Source organism: Kribbella sp. NPDC104740 (genome assembly GCF_055583505.1).
Window position 1 is genome coordinate 344,607 of record NZ_JBVJNV010000007.1, and the last position, 16,679, is coordinate 361,285.

The 16,679-nt window shown below is 70.6% G+C and carries 15 protein-coding genes; 9 read left to right on the forward strand and 6 right to left on the reverse strand.

The features are described from left to right. Positions 1-16 precede the first annotated feature (16 nt). Complete coding sequence (locus ACZ6Z4_RS32130) at positions 17-706, forward strand: PIG-L deacetylase family protein (protein ID WP_465573014.1); 690 nt, start codon at positions 17-19, stop codon at positions 704-706. Here the strand turns inward: ACZ6Z4_RS32130 and ACZ6Z4_RS32135 are convergent. Genes ACZ6Z4_RS32135 through ACZ6Z4_RS32145 form a run of 3 tightly spaced genes read right to left on the reverse strand, consistent with a single transcriptional unit; the run spans position 703 to position 5,104 of the window. Beyond that, positions 703-1,620 carry a GNAT family N-acetyltransferase gene (locus ACZ6Z4_RS32135; RefSeq protein WP_465573103.1) on the reverse strand — a complete coding sequence of 306 codons (918 nt, stop codon included), beginning with the start codon at positions 1,618-1,620 and terminating at the stop codon, positions 703-705. The two genes, ACZ6Z4_RS32130 and ACZ6Z4_RS32135, sit on opposite strands and share 4 nt — an antisense overlap. Before the next feature lie 2 nt (positions 1,621-1,622). Further along, positions 1,623-3,128: an AI-2E family transporter gene (locus ACZ6Z4_RS32140; RefSeq protein WP_465573110.1), complete on the reverse strand. Its 1,506-nt coding sequence runs from the start codon at positions 3,126-3,128 to the stop codon at positions 1,623-1,625. Beyond that, positions 3,125-5,104 (reverse strand): transposase, encoded by a 1,980-nt coding sequence (locus tag ACZ6Z4_RS32145; protein ID WP_465573116.1) that lies wholly within the window; start codon positions 5,102-5,104, stop codon positions 3,125-3,127. The genes ACZ6Z4_RS32140 and ACZ6Z4_RS32145 overlap by 4 nt, the downstream gene beginning before the upstream one ends. 543 nt (positions 5,105-5,647) lie before the next feature. Between ACZ6Z4_RS32145 and ACZ6Z4_RS32150 the strand changes: the two genes are divergently transcribed. Next, entirely contained in the window at positions 5,648-6,433 is a 786-nt protein-coding gene (locus ACZ6Z4_RS32150) for a hypothetical protein (RefSeq protein ID WP_465573121.1), read from the forward strand. Position 6,434: 1 nt separating this feature from the next. On the opposite strand, the gene ccrA is transcribed toward ACZ6Z4_RS32150, so the two are convergent. The 3 genes from ccrA to mce form a co-directional block, all read right to left on the reverse strand. After that, positions 6,435-7,766, reverse strand: a complete 1,332-nt coding sequence (gene ccrA, locus ACZ6Z4_RS32155; RefSeq protein WP_465573125.1) for a crotonyl-CoA carboxylase/reductase — start codon at positions 7,764-7,766, stop codon at positions 6,435-6,437. 167 nt (positions 7,767-7,933) lie between these two features. After that, positions 7,934-8,836 carry an anti-sigma factor RsbA family regulatory protein gene (locus tag ACZ6Z4_RS32160; RefSeq protein WP_465573416.1) on the reverse strand — a complete coding sequence of 301 codons (903 nt, stop codon included), beginning with the start codon at positions 8,834-8,836 and terminating at the stop codon, positions 7,934-7,936. A 340-nt stretch (positions 8,837-9,176) separates the two neighbouring features. Continuing rightward, positions 9,177-9,620 (reverse strand): methylmalonyl-CoA epimerase, encoded by a 444-nt coding sequence (mce, locus tag ACZ6Z4_RS32165; protein WP_465573128.1) that lies wholly within the window; start codon positions 9,618-9,620, stop codon positions 9,177-9,179. A gap of 64 nt (positions 9,621-9,684) precedes the next feature. Between mce and ACZ6Z4_RS32170 the strand changes: the two genes are divergently transcribed. The 7 genes from ACZ6Z4_RS32170 (at position 9,685) to ACZ6Z4_RS32200 (ending at position 16,642) form a co-directional block, all read left to right on the forward strand. Continuing rightward, positions 9,685-10,530 (forward strand): SDR family NAD(P)-dependent oxidoreductase, encoded by an 846-nt coding sequence (locus ACZ6Z4_RS32170; protein ID WP_465573132.1) that lies wholly within the window; start codon positions 9,685-9,687, stop codon positions 10,528-10,530. Then, positions 10,518-11,927: an AMP-binding protein gene (locus ACZ6Z4_RS32175; protein WP_465573135.1), complete on the forward strand. Its 1,410-nt coding sequence runs from the start codon at positions 10,518-10,520 to the stop codon at positions 11,925-11,927. The genes ACZ6Z4_RS32170 and ACZ6Z4_RS32175 overlap by 13 nt, the downstream gene beginning before the upstream one ends. 43 nt (positions 11,928-11,970) lie before the next feature. Then, positions 11,971-13,185, forward strand: coding sequence for an acetyl-CoA C-acetyltransferase (locus ACZ6Z4_RS32180; RefSeq protein ID WP_465573138.1), 1,215 nt, complete (start codon positions 11,971-11,973; stop codon positions 13,183-13,185). 147 nt (positions 13,186-13,332) lie between these two features. Continuing rightward, positions 13,333-14,289: a methylmalonyl Co-A mutase-associated GTPase MeaB gene (gene meaB / locus ACZ6Z4_RS32185; protein WP_465573141.1), complete on the forward strand. Its 957-nt coding sequence runs from the start codon at positions 13,333-13,335 to the stop codon at positions 14,287-14,289. Between the two features lie 624 nt (positions 14,290-14,913). After that, positions 14,914-15,072, forward strand: a complete 159-nt coding sequence (locus ACZ6Z4_RS32190; protein WP_184796222.1) for a hypothetical protein — start codon at positions 14,914-14,916, stop codon at positions 15,070-15,072. Positions 15,073-15,173: 101 nt separating this feature from the next. Beyond that, positions 15,174-15,902 (forward strand): PH domain-containing protein, encoded by a 729-nt coding sequence (locus ACZ6Z4_RS32195; RefSeq protein WP_363664622.1) that lies wholly within the window; start codon positions 15,174-15,176, stop codon positions 15,900-15,902. 89 nt (positions 15,903-15,991) lie between these two features. Beyond that, positions 15,992-16,642, forward strand: coding sequence for a dihydrofolate reductase family protein (locus tag ACZ6Z4_RS32200; protein WP_465573146.1), 651 nt, complete (start codon positions 15,992-15,994; stop codon positions 16,640-16,642). Positions 16,643-16,679 lie beyond the last annotated feature (37 nt).

Consider the following 16,679-nt stretch of genomic DNA (forward strand, 5'->3'; position numbering starts at 1 on the left):
CGAGCGGGAGGTACCGGTGAACCGATCAGTCCTGGCCGTCGGTGGCCACATCGGGGACATGGACCTGTCGGCCGGGCCGACGCTGGCCAAGCTCGTGCTCGAGGGCGCGAACGCGACGATCGTCGCGCTGACGCCGGGGGAGCGCGGGCACCCGCGGCTGTCGCCGGCCGAGTACCGGCGGCAGAAGGTCGCCGAGGGCGAGGCGTTCGCGACCGCGATCGGCGCCGACTTCATGGTGCTCGGCTACAGCGAAGGCTTCCTGCCCGACACCGACGACGTCGCGCTGGAGCTGGCCACCATCATCCGCGACCAGCAGCCGGACACGGTGATCACGCACTGGCGGCACAGCTCGCAGCGCGACCACGAGCACACCGCGCGGATCACCGAACGGGCGATCTACCTGGCCGACCTGCCGATGGACCACGAGCTGCCGCGGCACGCCGTCCGGACGTTGCTGCACACCGAGCACGCCGAGGACCTGCGCAACTTCGCGCCGACGGCGTACGTGCCGATCCCCGACGACGCGTTCTACCGCTGGGTGAGCGCGATCCGGCACCAGGCGTTCGCGCGCGGCGAGACCGACGGGTTCCGGCACATCGACTACTACACCGCGCTGATGACGATGCGCGGGTGCCAGGCCGGATATCCGCGCGCGTGCGCTGTGCTCGACCCTTCCGGGCCTGAAGTGAGCAAGCTGTCTGCCTAGAGCGGGACCTGGAACCAGCCGCCGACGTCGATCCGCCCGGAGGCGTTGGCGGCCTCCAAAGCCGAGCGGTTGTCCGCGTGGATGACGCCGAGCAGGATCGGGCGGTCGTCCGGCAGAGCCTCGGCGAGCAGGGCCGGGAGGTGGCGGCCGTAGCCGCGGCCGCGGTACGCCGGGTCGAGGATGAACTCCTGGACGACGTACGCGGGCAGGCCGAGGGTCTCGTCGTTGACGTGCGCGCCGACGTAGCCGGCCCATTCGTTGTCGACCAGTACGTCGTACAGCAGGCCGGCCGCGACGGACTCGGCGAGGTCTTCGGCGGTCTCGATCTTGGCCTGGTCGGGGTGATCGGGATGTGCCGCATCGATGGCGGCATAGGCCGCGACAGCCCGCGGGTAGTTGTCGAGGTTCTTCGCGGTCGCGAAGCTCAGTTCGGGCGGGGTCTCGCGGCCGCGGAGGGATGCGGTCGGCGCCGCGAGGAAGCGGCGGTCGACCTGCGTGCCCTCGAAGGCGTTCAGCGGCTCAGCGCTCCACAGTCTGAGATACCTCGGCGCGAGTACGCCGTACGCCGCCCGCGCGGCCGTTGCCAGCGGCACCAGATCCTCCGCGCGCACCGCCCGCGTCAGCGGCGTCGCGTCCACGAACGGCTTCGTCGCGTCGCCGCCTTCGTACCGCATGCTCAGCATCGCGTGCAGGTCGCCGACCGGCGTCCAGCGGTTGAGCAGCAGCTCCGCCGGCTGACCCGGCGCGTACACCTCCGCCCGCTGGCGAGCGATCTCCAGGTCGTTCGCCAGCTTCACGTCCAGCTCGTGCTGCTCAGCCAGCAGCACGAGGCGGACGTCGTCGGCGACCCAGGAGCGCGTCAACGGGTGCTGCCGCAGCAGGCTGTACGCGGCCAGGTCGGTTGCCGTGGGCACCTTCAGGATGCGTCCGCCTTACGGACCCAGACCTCGCGGATGATCAGCAGCACCGCGGCCGCGGTCGGGATCGCCAGCAGCGCCCCGACCACACCGAGCAGCGCGCCGCCGAGCAGCGCCGCGATCACCGTCACCGCACCCGGGATGTCGACCGCGCGGCGCATGATCCGCGGCGCGACGACGTAGTTCTCGATCTGCTGGTAGATGATCCCGTAGGCCAGGCAGGCGACGCCGACCCACAGCCCGTCGGTGAACCCGATCGCCGCGACCAGCACCACACCGATCAGGCCACCGACCATCGGGATGAACGCGGTGAACATCACCACGATCGCCAGCGCCACGGCGTACTGGTTGAGCCCGACGATCTCCAGGAACACGAACATGAAGAACCCGGCGCACAGCGCGACCAGGAACTGACCGCTCACGTAACCGCCGACCCGGCCGAGGACCTCGTCGCCGAGGATCGAGACCCGCTTGCGGCGGCTCGACGGGACCAGGCTGTACGCCGCCCGCTTGACCGTCGGCAGCGAGGCGAGGAAGTACAGGGTCAGGATCAGGATCGTGAAGCCCGAGAACAGGGCGTTCGCGACGACCTTGCCGACCCCGAGAATCCCGCCGAACGCGCGCTGCGCGAGCGCCGGGTCCTGGATGTAGTCCTGGGCCTTCTGGATGAACTGGTAACGGTCGTTCAGCTCGTTCAGCGTCTTCGACTTGGTCAGCAGGTCGAGCCACTCGGGGGCGTTCTTGATCAGCCCGTTGATCTGGTCGGTGACCACCGGCACGATCGCGAACCCGACGCCGGCCACCGCGAGGATCATCAGGATGAAGACGACGCCGACCGACAGGCCGCGCTTCAGGCCGCGGCGCATGAACCACTCGACCAGCGGGTTCAGACCGACCGCGATGAACATCGAGACGACCAGCAGGATCAGGACGGACTTGGCCTGGCCGAGCGCGTTCCACAGCCCCCACGCGACCAGGACGCCGAGGGCGGCGAAGAAGCCGAACACGAAGGGATTCGAGCGGCGCAGGGGAGGGCCGGGGCGACCCATACCGTCGTCGGGGTGGCGCTCGTCCATCAGGAGCTGGCCGGCGAGGTTGTCGTCGGTGTCTGCTTCGGCGGCTGAGCGCTCGGCGACCGCTGCCGATTCGCGGGCCGCGTCGGCGGAGACCTCGGCCTCGTCGGCGGACTCGTCCGCTTCGTCGGCCGAGACGTCGGCTTTCTGCGCGGCGCGCTCGGCGTCAGCTGCCGCGGCCTTGGCTTCCGCGGCAGCAGCTTCTACCGCCGCGACCTGCTGGGGCTGCGTGCCCGACTCCGCTGCTACCTGCTCGGTGTCGGCGGGTTGCGCGTCGGGCGCGGCCTGCTCCGCGTCAGCGGATTGTGCGCGCGGCTCCGCGGGGACCTCTGTGGCCCCCGCGGTCTGTGCCTCTTGGTCCGGGCCGCCCTGCTGCGGGCGGCCCGGGGTCTTGCTGTCTTCGGTGGAGTTGTCGTCGCCGGCTGGCGTCACTTCTCATCCTTGTCGGCGGCGTCGTTCTTGCTGTTCTTCGGCGCGAACGGGCTCTCCCCGGTGATCCGGGTCTCCTCCGCGGCCAGGTCCTCGAGCCGGAACTCGTCGATCTTCGTCGAGTCCTTCGGCTCGTCCAGCTCCTTCTCCTTGGCCAGCACGTCCGGGTCGACCCGCAGCCCGGTGTCGATCCGCGTCTCGTCCACCCGCGCCGACCCCGCGTCCGGCCCCGAGAACGGGCTGCTGCCGGTGAACACCTCGTCCTTCGCGTCCACCGGGTAGTTGTTGTCGCCCGGAGCCGTGTACGACGAGTCCACCGGGTACGCCGTGTCGCCCGCCGGGACCGCGAACGGGTTGTTCTTCGCGTCGTCGGCGAACGGGTTCGCGGAAGCCTTCGCGTCGGAGGCGCTGTCGTCCTTCGCGAACGGGCTCGCGCTCGTGCTGCTCGCCGGAGCGTCGTACGAGCCCGAGCTCGCCTCGGTCTCCTTCGCGAACGGGCTGGCCGAGGAGCCGGCGTCCGTGCCGCTGTCCTTCGCGAACGGGCTCCCCGACGAGCCGACGTCCGTGCCGCTGTCCTTGGCGAACGGGCTGGCCGAGGCGTCGGAGTCCGTTCCGCCCTCGGTCGCGAACGGGCTGGTGCTCGCGGGCGCGTCGTACGAGTTGGTCGACTTCTCCGACTCGGTCGCGAACGGCCGGGCCGACGTGGTGCTCCCGCTCGGGGCGTCGCCCGACTCGGTCTCCTTCGCGAACGGGCTCGCGGCCGGGGCGTCGTACGAGTTGGCCTCAGCGCGCGGCGCGTCGTACGAACTCGGCTCGCTGCTCGGCGCGTCGAACGAGGGCGCCGGCGGCGAGTACGAGAACGGGCTCGCCGACGAACCGCCCGGCGCGCTCGACGGCGCCGAGAACGGGTTGTACGACGGCGCCGCCGTCTCCGAATCCAGCTCCGCCGCCTGCCGCGCGATGTTGCTCGCGATGTCGTTCAGCCCGGCGATCTGCGCCAGGATCCCGTCCCGCCGCTTCGCCAGCCGCTCGGTCTCACGCGCCACGATCGTCCGCGACCGCTCCGCCTCGTCGGCCGCGCTCGCCAGCTCCGCCTCGGCGCGCGTCCGCGCAGCCGTCAGCACCTGCTCCGCCTCGCGTCGCGCCCGGGTCAGCGTGCGCTCCGCCGACTCCTCCGCCTCCGCCCGGATCTTCCGCGCCTGCTCGGTCGCCTCCGCGACCCGCCGCTCGGAAGCCTCCGCGGCCTCCTTCATCTGCGTCGTCAGGTTCTCCGTGTCGGCCGCGATCTGCTGGTGCTTGTCCGCCAGCTCCTTCGCCTGCTGCTCCCGCTCGTCGGCCAGCCGCGCCCGCAGCGCCGCCGACTCCCGCTGGATCGCCGTCCGGATCTTCTCCGCCTCGTGCAGCGCACCGTTCTTCAACGTGCTCGACTGCGACTCCGCCGTCAGCTGCAGCTGCTCGGCCTTCCGCCGCGCCGCCGCCAGCACCTCGGCACCCTCGGTCTCCGCCGTACGGCGAATCTCCGCCGAATCACCCTCGGCCGTCCGGCGCATCGAGTCGGCCTCGTTCAACGCGACCGTACGGATGTCCTGCGCCTCGCGCTCACCCGTCGCCCGGGACGCCAAGGCCTCCTTGTTCGCCGTCGACCGCAGTTCCTCGGCCTCGCGCCGGGCCTCCTCGAGCGCCTCCGACGCCTGATCCTGGGCCAGCCGCAGGATCTGCGCGGCCCGGTCACCGAGCCCCGCGTACGACGGGTTCGCGCTCGCCTCCAGCTGCCGCTTCGCCTCGTCCAGCTGCTTCTGCAACGGCGCGGACCCGGCCTGCAACTCCTCGGCCTTGCTCCGCGCCTCGCCCAGCTGCGCCTCGAGCGCGCGGACGTAGTCGTCCACCGCGTGTTTGTCGTACCCACGGCGTGCGACGGGGAATCCCCCGGCCGCGGTCGCCGTACGGTCGAAGAACGGCAGGCTCGACTCGTCGCCCATCCCTGAGTGTCCCTTCTGGCGGAGCGGATGAAACCCCCAGCGTAAGCCTGTCAGAGACCGGCCTCACACACCTAACCGGCGGTGCTCCGGGCGGTGGTGCGGCCGGTTGGTGTCGCCCCCACGGCCGATTTGTGGGCTCCTTGTCTGGCCCACCCGCCCCCTCTGTGGTGAGGGGGTGAGGCGTTGGCGCCGGGTGGGGGTGGGGGCCGCTGGCGGGTTAGCTGGTGCTGCGGTGGTGGTTGGCGCCTGCTGACCCGGCTGGTAGTCGCCCGAACGGCCGATCCGTGCGCGGCCCGGCGCGGCCCACGAGCCCCCTCTGTGGGGAGGGGGCTCGCGGTGTCGGGTGGGACGAGGCCGAGCGCTGGGGCCAGGTGGCGTGGCCGGGTGGCCGGGTGGCCGACGGGTCGCCCGGGGTGGACGCGGTGGTGACGGCGGCTGTGTGGGGAGCGGTGGCTGCTGGCGGGTTCGGTGCTGCGGTGGGGTGGTTGTCGCCGGGGAGCCGGCTGGTGGTCGCCCGGAGTTTGGTGATGCTGCACTCGGCAGTTGTCCGTAACCTGGCAGCTGAAACCGCCCAGCCGCCACCGCCCCGCGAGAAGGGACCGCACCATCCCCAAGTCCCGTCGCCGCAAGCGGAAGCCGCCCTCCGGGCCGGCCTTCGAGGACCCCTCGGCCGCAGCCTGGCGCAGCCTTCCGTCCGGCATCCGTCGGGCGCCGGACCCTTACCCAGACCTCCCCTCGCTCGACGAGCTCAAGCATCAGACCGATCGCCCGCCCAGGACCACCGATCGCGCGCAGTTCAAGAGCGCCTGGAAGGTCGCGAGCAGACGCGCCGACGAGGCTCGGGACGAACTTCAGCCTGCCGTCGAGCGGCTGCGCAAAAGGTTGCGCTGGACTCTGAGGGGCACGGTCCGCGAGCAGGTTGGCTCGCCGGGGCCGGATCATCGCGACACCTACCTGGTCGTGCGGGAGTTCGACGTACCGGACGGCAAGTACCGCGGGCTGCGGCGGGTCAGTGAGTCCACGCCGGGGTACGTCTGGCTGGTGACCGATCGCGTTGGCGGCAACAGGTCGATCCAGCTCACCGTCGACGCGGAAGGGGTCGTCCAGCTCCGCAGTGAGGACAGGCGACTGACCGCGACCCCGGAGCACTGGACCCAGCTCGCGACCGAGCGGCCCGAGCGCTCCGAGCGGGCGCCGGGCGGCCGGACGAGAGAACTCGCCCGGCTGCCGCTCGGTGTGCTGCGGTTCCTCTTCTCCTACGACTTCCTGTTCCTCGCGCTGATCGTCTCGGTCGTCGTCGCGATCGTCCTGGCGATCCGCGGAACCTGACCTACTTGTCCCGGAAGCGGTTGATCGCCTCCAGGTGCCGCGCCCGCAGCTCTTCGTCGCGGACGCCGAGGCCTTCGGTCGGTGCCAGTGTCAGCACTCCGACCTTCCCCTGGTGCAGGTTCCGGTGTACGTCGTACGCCGCCTGCGCCGTCTCCTCCAGCGGGTACACCCGGCTCAGCGTGGGATGCACCATTCCCTTCGCGATCAGCCGGTTCGCTTCCCAGGCCTCGCGGTAGTTGGCGAAGTGCGAGCCGATGATCCGCTTCAGGTTCATCCACAGGTAGCGGTTGTCGTACTCGTGCATGTAGCCGGACGTCGACGCGCAGGTGACGATCGTGCCGCCGCGGCGGGCGACGTACGTGGAGGCTCCGAAGGTTTCGCGGCCGGGGTGCTCGAAGACGATGTCGGGGTCGTCGCCGCCGGTCAGTTCGCGGATTCGGGCGCCGAAGCGCTTCCACTCCTTCGGGTCCTGGGTGGTCGGGTCGGACCAGAAGCGGTAGCCCTCGGCGTTGCGGTCGATGATCAGCTCGGCGCCCATCGCGCGGCAGATCTCGGCCTTCTCGGGCGACGAGACGACGCAGACGGGGATCGCGCCGCCGTTCAGCGCGAACTGTGTCGCGTAGGAACCGAGCCCACCCGAAGCACCCCAGACCAGGACGACGTCGCCCTGTTTCATGTTCGCGCCGTTGGCGGAGACGAGCTGGCGGTACGCCGTACTGTTCACCAGCCCGGGCGATGCGGCCTCTTCCCAAGTGAGATGCGAGGGCTTCGGCATCAGCTGGTTCGACTTGACCAGTGCGAGTTCGGCGAGGCCACCGAAGTTGGTCTCGAAACCCCAGATGCGTTGCTGATCGTCGAGCATCGTGTCGTTGTGGCCGTCGGGGGACTCCAGCTCGACGGACAGGCAGTGCGCGACGACCTCGTCGCCGGGCTTCCAGGCGTTGACGCCGGGGCCGGTGCGCAGGACGACGCCGGCCAGGTCAGAGCCGACGACGTGGTACGGGAGGTCGTGGCGGGCGGTCAGCGGCGACAGCTTGCCGTAGCGCTTGAGGAACGAGAACGTCGAGACCGGCTCGAAGATCGACGTCCAGACCGTGTTGTAGTTGATCGCGCTGGCCATCACCGCGACCAGTGCCTCCCCGGGGCCGAGCTCCGGCGTCGGGACGTCGTCCAGGTGAAGGCTCTTCCGCGGATCCTTCTCCTTCGTCTCCAGGCCCTCGAACAGACCGGCCTCGTCGGCGTGCACGGTGATGCCCCGGTAGTGGTCCGGGACGTCCAGCCCGCCGACGGCTGCGCTGTCGCCGGCAAGGATCGCGTCGAGGATCTGCTTCACGTCATACCTCCTGGAGCGGCGGTCGGGTGAGCGGAACTTACCGTCGAGTATGCCCGGGTGGCTGTGCTGCGTGACACAGTTCGGGCCGGGTGAGACCACCGTCACTTTTCCAGTCCACCGGCGGCAGTGGTCTTATCGCCGCGCTGTCCTTCGATGTCAGTACGGCGTCAGCGGGCGCTGGTGTGCAGCCGGACCTGCGTACCGTCCGCGCCGGACCGGACCTGCACCAGGTCGCAGAGCTGGTTGGCCAGCCAGACGCCGCGGCCGCCGAGGCCGTCGACCGGCGGCAGCACCCGGCCGATCAGCAGGTTGTCGATGCGGCCGTCGTCGGCGACGTCGCAGATCAGCTGGTCGTCGGTGGTCCACCACGACAGGGTGCCGTGGCCGCCGCCGAAGCGGACGCTGTTGGTGCAGATCTCGTGCAGCGCCAGCTCGAGGTCGTCGAACCGGTCGTCGCTGAGGCCGAGCGACCCGGCCGCGCCGTTCAGGCGGCGGCGTACGGCGGTCAGGTCGCTGAGGCCGAACTTCTGCTGCTCCGCACCGGCCGGTACGGCGGACAGTGGGCGCCGGAACCGCGCGTCGGCTCCCTGCTCCGGCTGGGGTGGGTGCAGCGCCGCCGGGTCGACGCCGAGCTCGGCGGCGTACGGGCAGCGGAGTTGGAAGCGGCCGGCGTACCCGCCGAAGGCGACGCCGAGCAGGTGCTCGTGCAGGGCCGACTCGTCCAGCTCGGCGCCGGAGCGGCCCGGGTACGCCGGCTCGCCGAGGCCGCGCAGCGGGATGTCGGGGGCCTGGTCGAGGAGGCGCCGCCAGAGCGGGATGATCCGGGCCGGGTTGCGGCCGACCTGGGTCATGTCGAGCCAGATCACCTGGTCGGCGACGCCCTCGAGCGCTTTGCGCAGCAGGCTGTTGCGGTCCTCGGGAAGCAACGCGACCACGGTCTCGCCGGCGTTCAGGCCGTCGTGCACGTACGCGGCGGTCTGCCGGACGAAGTCTTCCTCATCGGTGTAGACGAAGGCGTCGTGCCGGAACCCCGCTGCGACGGGGCGATGTCGATCCGGAGCGCTGTCCATCAGCACCTCACCAGGCTAACTCCGTACTCACCGGTTGTGACCGTCGGGCGCGCGTCTTGAACAGAACTTCACGCAGCGTCAGCAGACGGAGACGATCGGGTCGGCGGACGGGCAGCACACAGGTCGGCGGACGGGCAGCACTCAGGTCGGCGGACGTGCAGCACTCAGTAAGTGTCGCGTCGCCGGTCGGCCCACGCTCAGGTGGGCGCGGATCAGCGGGGTGGACGGGGGTTGGTGAGTGGTGGAGTGACGCCGACCGACACCCACCACTGTCCAAGCAGCCGCAGGCGAACTCGGCCCCGCCTGGAGGAGGCGAATCCGTCGGGTGCGAAGGGGTTGATCAGTGGTGGGCGTCGGCCGCGGGCTCGACCAGCTCGACCAGGATGCCGCCGGCGGACTTCGGGTGGATGAAGTTGACCCGGGAACCGGCGGTGCCACGGCGCGGCTCGTCGTAGAGAAGCCGCGCGCCCCGCTCGCGCAGGATCGCGGAGACCTCGTCGATGTTCCCGACCCGGTAGGCGAGCTGCTGGATGCCGGGGCCGTTGCGGTCCAGGAACTTGGCGATCGGGGAGCTGTCCGACAGCGGTGCGAGCAGCTGGATCGACGAGCCCGAGTCGCCGACCGACAGCATCGCCTCGCGGACGCCCTGCTCCTCGTTGACCTCCTCGTGCGCGACCGTCATCCCGTAGGTGTCGGCGTAGAACCGGACGGCCTCGTCGAAGTCGGCGACCGCGACCCCCACGTGGTCGATCGCGTCGAACAGCGTCTTGGTCAAGGGCTCCATCCGACCACGATCGCCCGCGGATCGGCCCGCCGCCAACAAAAGGTGGCGGATGCGACACTGAATGATGGGTGTGATCCACGCCGGCTACCGGCTGCTGCTCGGCCCGTCCTGGTCGCGCGTCGCACCGGCCCGCCTCGAGGCCGCGGTCGGCGACCGGGTCGTGCTCATCACGGGCGCGTCGTCGGGGATCGGCGCCGGTACGGCGGAACTGCTGGCGGGCGCCGGGGCTCACGTGCTGATCGCCGCGCGGCGGCTGGATCGCCTGCAGGGGTTGGCGGATCGGATCACGGCGAGCGGCGGGCGGGCGACGGCGTACGGCGTGGATCTTGCGGATCCGGAGGCTGTGGATCGGTTGGTCGCGGACGTACTGGCCGATCACGGGCGGGTGGATGTCGTGGTCAGCAACGCGGGCAAGTCGATCCGGCGGTCGCTTTCGGCGACCGAGGGACGGTTCCATGATGTGACGCGGACGGACTCGGTGAACTACCTCGGGCCGGCGCGACTGCTGTCCGGGTTGTTGCCGGGGATGCGGGCTCGGGGGTCAGGGCATGTCGTGAACGTGAGCAGCCTGAACGTCGACCTGCCGGTCGCGCAGTGGGCGGGGTACAGCGCGTCGAAGGCGGCGTTCGAGACGTGGTTGCGGTGTGTCGCGCCGGAGATCCGGCGGGACGGGGTGCGGGTGACGTCGATTCATTTCCCGTTGGTGCACACGGAGATGAGTGCGCCGACGTACGACGCTCGGCTGCCGGGTTTGACTGTCGAGGCTGCGGCTGAGGTGATCGGGCGGGCGTTGGTGGACCGGCCGCGGTTGCTGGTGCCTTGGTGGGTGCGGCCGGTTGCGCTTGCGGCATCCGTTGCTCAGGGCCCCTGTGAGGCGGTGCAGGCGAAGGTGCTGCGATGGTCACGCTGATCGGGTTGGTGAGGTTGCTGCGGGCTGTTCCGTTCTGGCGGCCGCGGGTGGTGCGGGTGTTGTGGGTGCAGGGGCTGACGCTGGGTGCGTTGGTGAGGGTGGCGGCGCTAAAGGATCCGGGTGGGGTCGCGTTGGTCGACGAGGATGGTTCGCTGACGTATGCCGAGCTCGACCGCCTGGTTGAAGAGGCCGAGGTGCGCGGGGCGCGCGTTCATGTTCGGGAGCCGAATCACAGGAGCTTCGTCGTGGCTGTCGCGGCGGCGCTGCGCAGGGGCTCGGATGTGGTGTTGCACGCGCCGGTGCCTGCCGAGCCCGGGCTGCGGAGTGATCCCGGCGACGCCGGCGGCCCGGCCGGCGGACCAAGCACTCGGCGGCGGGGCCAGATCATCCTGCTGACCTCCGGCAGCACCGGCGTCCCGAAGGAGGTCGAGCGTGGGGGAGTACGGATCGCCCAGAGCCTGCCGATCGCCACGCTGCTCGGCCTCCTGCCGGTGCACGGGCCGGTGATGCTGACCGTGCCGCTCTTCCACGGGTTCGGTCTCGGGTTCCTCGCGCTCGGGCTGGCGTTCGGCATGCCGGTGGTGCTGTGGCGCAAGGTCGACGCCGATGCCGTCGCTGGGTTTCTCCAGGCGCACCCGGGATGCGTGCTCGTCGGCGTACCACCTGTCCTGGCTCGGATTGCCCGTGGACAAGGGCCTGCGCGCCCAGCCGCGGTGATCAGCGGCGCGGGGCAGCTGCACCCGGTCGTCGCCGAGCGCCTGCGCACGACGTACGGCGACGTCGTCCACAACCTCTACGGCTCCAGCGAGGAAGGCTGGTCGACGATCGCGACGCCCACCGACCTTCGAACAGCACCGGGGACGATCGGGCGGCCCGCCGCCGGCGTGAAGGTCGCGATCCTCGACGACGCGGGAAACCGCGTGCCGGACGGCGAGGCCGGGCATCTGTGCGTCGCCGGGCGGCTCGAGTTCCGGCAGTACGCCGACGGCGGGCGGCGCCGGCGGCTCGGTGGGATGAGCGACTCCGGCGACCTCGGGCACCGCGACGCGGCCGGGCGGTTCTTCGTCGACGGCCGCGCCGACGACATGGTGGTGACCGGTGGCGAGAACGTCTTCCCGGCCGAGGTGGAGAACGTGCTGCTCGAGCACCCGGCGGTCGCCGAGGTGCGCGTCGACGGCGTACCGGACGAGGAGTACGGGATGCGCCTGGAGGCGACCGTCGTACGACGTGCGCCGGCGTCGCGCGCGTCCGGCGTACCGACTGGAGAGTTGACGCCGGCGGAGCTGATCGCCTGGGCCCGTACCAGGCTGCCGAAGGCGAAAGTCCCACGGACAGTGCGATTCGCGACCGAACTACCGACCACCGCGAGCGGCAAGTACCGGCGGCGTGTGACCTGATCGACACCGTCGTACCAGTGTCCCCGCAGGTATCGTGACAATCATGTCTGACACCACCAGCGCGCAGAACGCCAGCGTCATCGTCGCCGGAGCCAGGACCCCGATCGGGCGGCTGCTGGGCGGCCTCAAGGGCTTCACCGGAGCCGACCTCGGTGGGTTCGCCATCAAGGGTGCGCTCGACAAGGCCGGGATCACCGGCGACCAGGTCGAGTACGTGATCATGGGCCAGGTGCTGCAGGCCGGCGCCGGCCAGATCGCTGCCCGGCAGGCCGCGGTCAAGGGCGGCATCCCGATGAACGTCCCGGCGATCACCATCAACAAGGTCTGCCTGTCCGGGCTGAACGCGATCGCGCTCGCCGCGCAGCTGATCAAGGCCGGCGAGTACGACGTCGTCGTCGCGGGCGGCATGGAGTCGATGACGAACGCGCCGCACCTGCTGCCGAAGTCCCGCGAGGGCTTCAAGTACGGCGACACGACGCTGGTCGACTCGATGGCCTACGACGGCCTCTGGGACGCGTTCACCGACCAGGCGATGGGTGCGCTGACCGAGCAGTGCAACACCGAGGGCCTCAAGCTGACCCGCGAGGAGCAGGACCAGTTCAGCGCCCGGTCGCACCAGCTGGCCGCGGAGAGCTGGAAGAACGGCGTCTTCGCCGACGAGGTGGTCCCGGTCGAGGTGCCGCAGCGCAAGGGCGACCCGCTGGTCGTCGACACCGACGAAGGTGTCCGCGGCGACACCACCGTCGAGACGCTGTCCCGGCTGCGCCCGGCGTTCGGCAAGGAAGGCACGATCACCGCGGGCTCGGCCTCGCAGATCTCCGACGGCGGCTGCGCGGTCGTCGTGATGAGCAAGCGCAAGGCCGAGGAGCTCGGCCTGACCTGGATCGCCGAGATCGGCGCCCACGGCTCGGTCGCCGGCCCGGACTCGACGCTGCAGAGCCAGCCGGCGAACGCGATCGCCAAGGCCTGCTCGAAGCAGGGCATCGACCCGGCGTCGCTCGACCTGATCGAGATCAACGAGGCCTTCGCCGCGGTCGGCATCGCCAGCGCCCGCGAGCTGAACGTCGACGTCGACAAGGTCAACGTCAACGGCGGCGCGATCGCTCTGGGGCACCCGATCGGGATGTCCGGCGCGCGTCTCGTCCTGCACTTGGCGCTGGAGCTCCAGCGCCGCGGCGGCGGCACGGGCGCTGCCGCCCTGTGCGGTGGTGGCGGCCAGGGTGACGCGCTGATCGTCAGCGCCCCGGTTGCTGGCTGACGTTCAACCGGTGAAACCAAGCCACGCGACGCTCCGCCTCGCGACGACCGGTTTGTCGTCGCGGGGTCGGGGCTCGGCTCAACCATCGGTAGTGCACTCGCCGACCCAAATACGCTTCGCCCTTCCGACTCAGCTGATACTGATCTGATGCCACGACGTACGCCGCCTGTCTCCGAACTGGTCGAACGTGCTCGCGCCGGGGAGTCCCGCGCGGTCGCGCGGCTCATCTCGCTGGTCGAGGACGAGTCGCCGTTGCTGCGGGAGGTGATGGCGGCGCTGGCGCCGCACGCCGGGCAGGCGCACATCGTCGGGATCACCGGGTCGCCGGGCGTCGGCAAGTCGACGTCGACCTCGGCGCTCGTCTCGGCGTACCGGGCGACCGGCAAGCGGGTCGGCGTACTGGCGGTGGATCCGTCGTCGCCGTTCTCCGGCGGCGCGCTGCTCGGCGACCGGGTGCGGATGCAGGACCACGCGACGGACTCCGGGGTGTTCATCCGCTCGATGGCGTCGCGCGGGCATCTCGGCGGGCTCGCCTGGTCGACGCCGCAGGCGCTGCGCGTGCTCGACGCGGCGGGCTTCGACGTCGTACTGGTGGAGACCGTCGGCGTCGGGCAGTCCGAGGTGGAGATCGCCGGGATGGCGGACACGACGCTGATCCTGCTCGCGCCCGGGATGGGCGACGGGATCCAGGCCGCCAAGGCCGGCATCCTCGAGGTCGGCGACATTTACGTGGTGAACAAGGCCGACCGCGACGGCGTCCAGAACGTCACCCGCGACCTGCGCGCGATGCTCGCCCTGGCCGAACGCGGCGAGGACGCCTGGACCCCGCCGATCCTGAAGACCGTCGCCAGCCGCAACGAGGGCGTCGACGAGGTCGTCGCCGCCATCGAGCAGCGCCTGGACTGGATGCGCGCCTCCGGCGTCCTGGAGGACCGCCGCCGCAGCCGCGCCCGCGACGAGATCGAGGCGATCGCGATGACCGCCCTCCGCTCGCGGTTCGCCCACCTGCACGGCGACGCGCGCCTGGACGTCCTCGCGGCCAAGGTGGCCACCGGCGCCACCGATCCGTACTCGGCGGCGGACGAACTGATCTCGGCCCTCTGAGCGGGCGGTACGCCGACTGCATGCTCCGCGAGGGGCGAGGGGGCACCAGCTCTCCGGCCGCCCAAGCAGTCCGATTCCTACACCAGACCCCGCCCGCGGCAGGCGAGTACGCCTCACCGAGGTTGCTGAGTGCTGCTCCGCTGGCCCGACGTCTACCACCCACCAACTCGCCGGTGTGCGGTGGCCGCACGCTCGCGGCCGGTGGCACATCGATGGCCGGCGAGGGTTGGTGGGTGGTGGGCGTCGCGCCGCACCGACGGCTGCTGACGGAAGCCGCCGGGGCCGCCGCCGACGGACGCTGCCGAAAGCTCCGGCGAGAGACAGCCGCCGTAGCCCCGCCGCACCAACCCGCCGCTGCGACATCTGATGACTCTGTGTCACAGCCTCGGCAGGATAGGGTGTGATCGACCTGAATACGGGCAGGTAACCCCGGCGTTGCGGGCGGTGAGCGATCTGCGTCTCACGGCGGCGCGCCGGTGGCTGCCATGCCCCCCGATCCGTAACACAATGGTGCTTGTAGCTGGTGAGCATGATGCTGTGGGCTGTGTTCAGTCAGTGACAGATGGTGACTATCCGTGATAGAAACACAGTCGACCGAATTGGTTGCGAACGAGGAGTGGTGACATGCCGAAGAAGCTGCTGATCTGGCTGGTCATCGCCTTTGCGGCGTTCTACCTGTTCACCCAGCCAGAGGGTGCTGCGGACGCCGTAGGAGGTGCGTTCTCGGCCGTCGGTGATGCGTTCGGGAGCGTGATCACGTTCCTGTCCGCGCTGTTCAACTGATCGTCGCGTCAAGTGTCCCGTCACGAGCGTTCGTGCGGGACACTTGGCTGTGAAGGTCGTGGCCGAGTGGCCGACAGCGGGGTGGACAGGGGAGTGAGTGGATGGCCGGAATAGGCCTGTTCCGGATCTTCGACCCGAAGGTCCGGCGCCATCTCATCTCGGACGAGGGCGAAGTCGTCATCGACGAGGTGCGGCACCACTGGGTGGTGTTCGCGGTGCCGATGCTCGAGGTGGCCCTGGCGACGGTGCTGCTGCTCGTGGTGCTCTGGAAGACCCCGGGCAACTTCTCGATCGCGCTGCTGGCGATCGTGCTGATCCTGCTGCTGCACGCGTTCTGGCGTTTCCTCACCGAGCACCGGGACCGGTTCGTGGTCACGAACATGCGCGTGATGCGGATCCGGGGCGTGTTCTCGCAGACCGTCGCGACCACCCCGATCGCGCGGATCCTCGATATCACGCTGCAGAAACCGTTCGTCGGCCGGTTCCTCGGCTACGGGCACTTCGTCTTCGAGTCGGCGGCCCAGGACCAGGGCTTCCGCGAGATCAGGTTCGTCAGCCGCCCCGACGACCGTGACCTGACGATCCAGCGCGTCATCCAGCGCACCGGCCTGCGCGCGTCGGCCAGCGTCGACGTCGTCCAGTCCGACGACGACGACTCCGACGACGACGGTACCGGCCCGATCGGGATGGACTCGGCGCAGGAGGTCACCACGACCGTCCCGCGTCAGGCGCCCGCCGCCTCGTCGTCCACCCGGATGGCCGGCAGCAGCTCCAAGTCGATCTTCAACAGCGAGCAGGCGAACTGGTCCGACCAGGACCGCGACGACTGACCCGTACGCCGGTACGCCGTACGCGCATGTCAAAGTCGCCCGGTCCGCTCCGACCAGCCTCCGTAGATACCCGATCTCCGGAGGACCAAGTGACCCAGCTCCTGCGCGTGCAGAACTTCAACGTGTCCCGCGACGGCATCGCCGCGGGCGCGAGCGGCGACCAGTCGCTCGACAGCCCGTTCGGCCTGCCCGGCGCCGAGCGCCTGTTCTCGTGGGCCGGCGCGACCGCGAGCTGGCCGAACCGCACCGAGCCCGGCGGCAGCCGCGGCCTCGACGACTACCTGACCCGCGACTTCACCCACAACATCGGCGCCGAGATCATGGGCCGCAACAAGTTCGGCCCGCAGCGCGGCCCGTGGCCGGACCACGAGTGGCTCGGCTGGTGGGGTGACGAGCCGCCGTTCCGGACGCCGGTGTTCGTGATGACGCACCACCCGCGGCCGTCGTACCGGCTGTCCGACACCACCTTCCACTTCGTCGACGGCGAACCGGCCGCGGTGCTCGCGCAGGCGCGTGAAGCCGCTCAGGGCAAGGACGTTCGGCTCGGCGGTGGGGTGAGCACGATCCGCGAGTTCCTCGCCGCGGATCTCGTCGACACGTTGCACGTCGCGGTCGCTCCGGTCGAGTTCGGCACCGGCGTACGGCTGTGGGAATCGCCGGACGAGCTTCTCGACCGGTTCCACTGCGACGTCGTGCCGAGCCCGAGCGGCATCACGCACCACCTCTTCTGGCGCAGGTGAGCGACGGCCCGGACGCCGGGGTCACGCCGGCGCGGGA

Coding starts and splice junctions, on each gene's coding strand:
- ACZ6Z4_RS32175 (WP_465573135.1), top strand. CDS start 10,518: ATGGTCACGCTGATCGGGTTGGTGAGGTTGCTGCGGGCTGTTCCGTTC.
- ACZ6Z4_RS32145 (WP_465573116.1), bottom strand. CDS start 5,104: ATGGGCGACGAGTCGAGCCTGCCGTTCTTCGACCGTACGGCGACCGCG.
- ACZ6Z4_RS32190 (WP_184796222.1), top strand. CDS start 14,914: ATGCCGAAGAAGCTGCTGATCTGGCTGGTCATCGCCTTTGCGGCGTTC.
- mce (WP_465573128.1), bottom strand. CDS start 9,620: ATGGAGCCCTTGACCAAGACGCTGTTCGACGCGATCGACCACGTGGGG.
- ACZ6Z4_RS32160 (WP_465573416.1), bottom strand. CDS start 8,836: ATGGACAGCGCTCCGGATCGACATCGCCCCGTCGCAGCGGGGTTCCGG.
- ACZ6Z4_RS32180 (WP_465573138.1), top strand. CDS start 11,971: ATGTCTGACACCACCAGCGCGCAGAACGCCAGCGTCATCGTCGCCGGA.
- ACZ6Z4_RS32170 (WP_465573132.1), top strand. CDS start 9,685: ATGGGTGTGATCCACGCCGGCTACCGGCTGCTGCTCGGCCCGTCCTGG.
- ACZ6Z4_RS32195 (WP_363664622.1), top strand. CDS start 15,174: ATGGCCGGAATAGGCCTGTTCCGGATCTTCGACCCGAAGGTCCGGCGC.
- meaB (WP_465573141.1), top strand. CDS start 13,333: ATGCCACGACGTACGCCGCCTGTCTCCGAACTGGTCGAACGTGCTCGC.